The 4,065-nt window shown below is 74.8% G+C and carries 3 protein-coding genes; 2 read left to right on the top strand and 1 reads right to left on the bottom strand.

All coding sequences use genetic code 11. The features are described 5' to 3' along the window. Window positions 1-344: 344 nt before the first annotated feature. Both KS423_RS40095 and KS423_RS40090 read left to right on the top strand, forming a co-directional pair. On the top strand, window positions 345-1,775 hold the full coding sequence (locus tag KS423_RS40095) for a DUF2332 family protein (protein ID WP_224284659.1): 1,431 nt from the start codon (window positions 345-347) through the stop codon (window positions 1,773-1,775). A gap of 139 nt (window positions 1,776-1,914) precedes the next feature. Next, window positions 1,915-2,673 (top strand): MerR family transcriptional regulator, encoded by a 759-nt coding sequence (locus KS423_RS40090; protein ID WP_224284658.1) that lies wholly within the window; start codon window positions 1,915-1,917, stop codon window positions 2,671-2,673. 189 nt (window positions 2,674-2,862) lie between these two features. Here the strand turns inward: KS423_RS40090 and KS423_RS40085 are convergent. Further along, the coding region (locus KS423_RS40085) for an FtsX-like permease family protein (protein WP_224284657.1) at window positions 2,863-4,065 on the bottom strand (1,203 nt) is incomplete at its 5' end.

The following is a 4,065-nucleotide window of genomic DNA, read 5'->3' as shown; positions in this document are numbered from 1 at the left end:
GCCGACGGCGGCGGGCGGCGGGCGGCGGGCGCGTCCTGGTTCCCGGTGGTCCACGGCCTGCTGACGGTGCTGGTGCGGTCGGCGGCCGGCCCCGGGTACGGGCCGGACTGACCGGAGCGTGGGCCGGGCCGGCCTGAGCGCGGCGGCACGAGCAGCGCATCCGTCGTCATCCACTGACACAGACCACCCCGGCTGTGGGCCGGGCGCAGTGGCAACCTGACCGTCCGCTACTTCGCCACTGCCGGTGTCGCGCTGGTGGCCCCGAGCGTGGCCGGGTTCCGCCGGGACGACCCGGGCGTACGGCTCGACCTCGGCGCGACCGACCCGAGGCCCCGCTCACCGAGGTGCGGGACGGCTGCGCCGCGCTCGGGATGGTGGTCAGCCCTCGGATGGTCTGCGGCTGGTCCAGCTGCGGGACGGCCGGCTTCCACCCGGCGGTCGCGGTGGACGGCCCGGACCACGCAGCCGCGCAGGGTTTCGCCGCGGCCGGTCCGGGGGCGGCACTGGTTCCCGAGCTTGGCCTGCCCCAGCGCCATCCGGGCGTCGCCGGGCAGCGGTTGAGCGGTCCGGAGCCGGTGCGCGCACTGCACGCCGCTGTCCGGGAGGACGCTTGGGGTCAGCCGGTCCTCGGCGCGCTGGTCGACGCACTGGTCGGCGCACCGCGGGCGACGGCAGGCGCGTCGGGCGGGCGTAGGCTGGGCCGATTCGATCACTTGAGAAGGCGTCGAAAGGGCATGCGGGGGATGCGCAGCGATACGGGGGAGCTCTACCGGGCGTTCGCGGAGCGGGAGGCGCGCGGCAACTCGCCGGTCTACCAGGCGCTGGCCGAACGCGTCGCCGAGGACGAGCAGTCGTGTGCGCTGCTGGACGGGCTGCCGGCCGCGAAGCGGCAGCCGAACCTGCTGTTCGGCGCGGTCAGGCACCTGGGCGGGCCGGTGACGGAGGGCTGGCCGGCCTTCCGCGACTGGGCGGCGGAGCACTGGGCCGAGGTCTCGGCGACGATGCTGGAGCGGCGGACGCAGACCAACGAGGCGGGCCGCTGCGCCACCCTGCTGCCGCTGCTGGCCGCACTGCCGCAGCCGCTCGCCCTGATCGAGGTGGGCGCCTCGGCCGGGCTCTGCCTGTACCCGGACCGGTATCGGTACCGGTACCTGGCCGGGGAGGACGGGTGCGAGCGTGGGACCGGTACCCCGGTCGCCGGGTTCGGCGTCGAGTTCGGCGCCGAGGCGAGCCCGGTGACGCTGGACTGTACGGTGAGCGGTCCGGTACCGCTCCCCGGCTCCCTGCGGGAACGGCTGCCCGAGGTGGTGTGGCGGGCCGGGATCGACCTCAATCCGCTGGACGTACGGGCCGAGGAGGACATGCGCTGGCTGGAGTCCCTGGTCTGGCCCGAGCAGACCCACCGGTTGGACCGGCTGCGCGGCGCCGTCCTGGTCGCCCGGGCCGAACCGCCGCTGCTGGTGCGCGGCGATCTCAACGCAGCGGTACGGGAGTTGGTGGCGCAGGCCCCGGCGGGGGCGACGCCGGTGGTGTTCCACAGCGCGGTGCTCGCGTACCTGCCTCCGGAGGAGCGGGAGGAGTTCGCGGCGACCATGCGCGAGCTGCCCGGGCACTGGATCTCCAACGAGGCGGTCTCCGTGCTGGCGTCCGTCGCCCGACGCCTCCCCCGCCCGGCCCCGACCGGCTCCGGACTGTTCGCGCTCGCCCTGGACGAGCGGCCGGTGGCCTTCACCGGGCCGCACGGGCAGTCCCTGGACTGGTTCGCCGAGGCGTAGGCGGCAATGCGGGCGGCGGCGACGGACAGGGCCCCCGGGCTTGAAGCTGCCGCAGCGGCAGCTTCTACCGTCGTGACCAGGGCCGGAGAACCGGCCCGGTCCACGCGAACGTGGGGACGTGGAAACGAGGGAGGCGGCCATGGCCTGGCCCATCGCTGAAGTAGCCCGGATGTCCGGTGTGACGGCCAGAACCCTCCGGCACTACGACGAGATCGGACTGCTGCCACCGGCCCGGATCGGCTCCAACGGCCACCGCTATTACGAGGAACGGCAGTTGCTCCAGCTGCAGCAGATCCTGGTACTGCGGGCACTGGGCGTGGGGCTGACCGAGATCGCCCGGATCCTGGGCGATCAGGTGGACGAGCTGGAGGCCCTGCGGGGCCACCGCCGGCGACTGGTCGCCGAGCGCGACCGGCTCGACGCCCTGGCCGCCACCGTTTCCCGCACGATCGCCGACCTGGAACGCTCCCGGAAGGACGGCACGCCCATGACCATCAACCGCCCCGAGAACCTGTTCGAGGGCATCCAGCCCGATGACGTCGACGCGAGTCTGCGTGACTTCCCCGAGCACGCCGAGGCGGCCCGGCGCGCGACCGCCGCGATGGCCCCGGCCGAGATCGAGGCCGGACAGCGCGAGCGGACCGCCCGCATGATCCGCCTGGCGGAGCTGATGGCGGCCGGCCACCCGGCCGACGCCGAGCCCGTGCAGAGCACGATCGACGAGGAGTACCGGCTGCTCGGCACCATCCGGCCGGTCCCGACCGAGGAGTACCTGACGATCGCCCGTTCCTGCACCGAGAACGAGCAGTGGAGCGCCGCGTACGAGGCCATCGCCCAGGGCCTGGCCGCGTACCAGCGTGCCGCCATGGAGGCGTACGCGGCGGCGCGGCTGTCCTGATCCGGGCCCGGTCGGATGATCGGGGTCGGGCCGGCCTGGGCTGACCTGGGCCGGGCTGGTCCCCGTCCGGCCTGGGCCGGGCCGGGCGCGTCCGGCTCTGCCCTGGCCTCTGCCGGGGAGCCTGACGGGGGGCTCCCGGGCAGGGCCGGGCGGAGCCGGGCGTGCCCCTCTCCCGGCTCTCCCCCGCCGTCACTCCGTCCGCAGCGCCGTGACCGTCCGGGTACGGGCCGCCCAGGTGGCAGGGAGGACGGCGCCGAGCAGGGCCAGCACCAGGCCGCCGAGTATCAGCGGCCCCGCCACCGACGGGGCGAACACGGCGAGGTCCGCGTCCGGCACTCCGATCCCTGCGGCCTTGGCCATCGCGGGCATCACCTGGTGGTGCACCAGGATGCCGATCGGGACCCCGATCAGCCCGGCCGCCAGCCCACTGCCGCAGACCGAGGTGAGCACCATGCCGACGGTCTGCCGTGGTGACATCCCGAGCGCCTTCAGCACCCCGAGGTCGTGCACCCGCTCCCGGGTGTCCAACAGCACGGTGTTGAGCACCCCGAGCCCTGCCACCACGGAGAGCAGCAGCGTGAGTGTGCCCGCCAGGGTGTTCATCGCCAGCACCACGATGTTGAGGTGCTCCCCGCCGGGTTCGGCGCCCAGGCCCAGCGGCTCGACGGCCTGGTCCAGCCCGTCGGCGTAGGCCTGCGCGTCGGTGCCCGGGGTGAGGTCGATGTGGAAGGAGAGCGCCTCGGCGTGGATCGTGCCGCCGAGCGGCGCCAGCGTGGCCCGGTCCGTGAACACCAGGTCGTTGGTGGTCAGGACCTCGCCGGTGATCTTCGCCGGGGTGCTCCGCCCGTGGTCGGTGAGGGTGACGGTGTCGCCGACCTTCGCCTGGTTGGCCCGCAGGTAGGCGGCGGCCACCACGACCTCGCCGGGGCCGTGGAACCAGCGGCCGGAGACCAGCTGGAAGCCGCTCCAGGAGGCGTCGCCGCTGAACGCGACCACCTCGGAGCGCCCGGTGTTCCCGGCCAGGGTGACCGGGGTGGGGACGCTGCTGAACCAGGCCCGGGTGCCCGGGCGGGAGTCGATGGCCTTGGCCACGGCCGCCTCGTCCACGTGGTCGACGGGCTGCGCGGAGCCCTCCATCGGAGCCTGGACCACCACCTTGCCCGCGCGGTCGGCCGTCAGGCCCTCCTGGAGGGAGCTCAACGAGAGCGTCAGGCCGACGCAGAGGGTGACCCCGACCGTGCCGAGCACCACGGCGGCGCCGGTGGTCGCCGAGCGGCCCGGCCGGTTGAGCGGGGAGGCCAGCCCGAGGCTGAGCGCCCGTGGCACCGGCAGCCGGCCGATCAGGTCCTGCGCCCGGGTCAGCGGGCTCGCCGCCCCTGCCCCGTCGGCCGT

Source organism: Streptomyces sp. LS1784 (assembly GCF_020103755.1).
Classification (GTDB): domain Bacteria; phylum Actinomycetota; class Actinomycetes; order Streptomycetales; family Streptomycetaceae; genus Kitasatospora.
The sequence above is the reverse complement of the archived record's forward strand: the minus strand, read 5'-3'. Positions and strand labels throughout refer to the sequence as shown.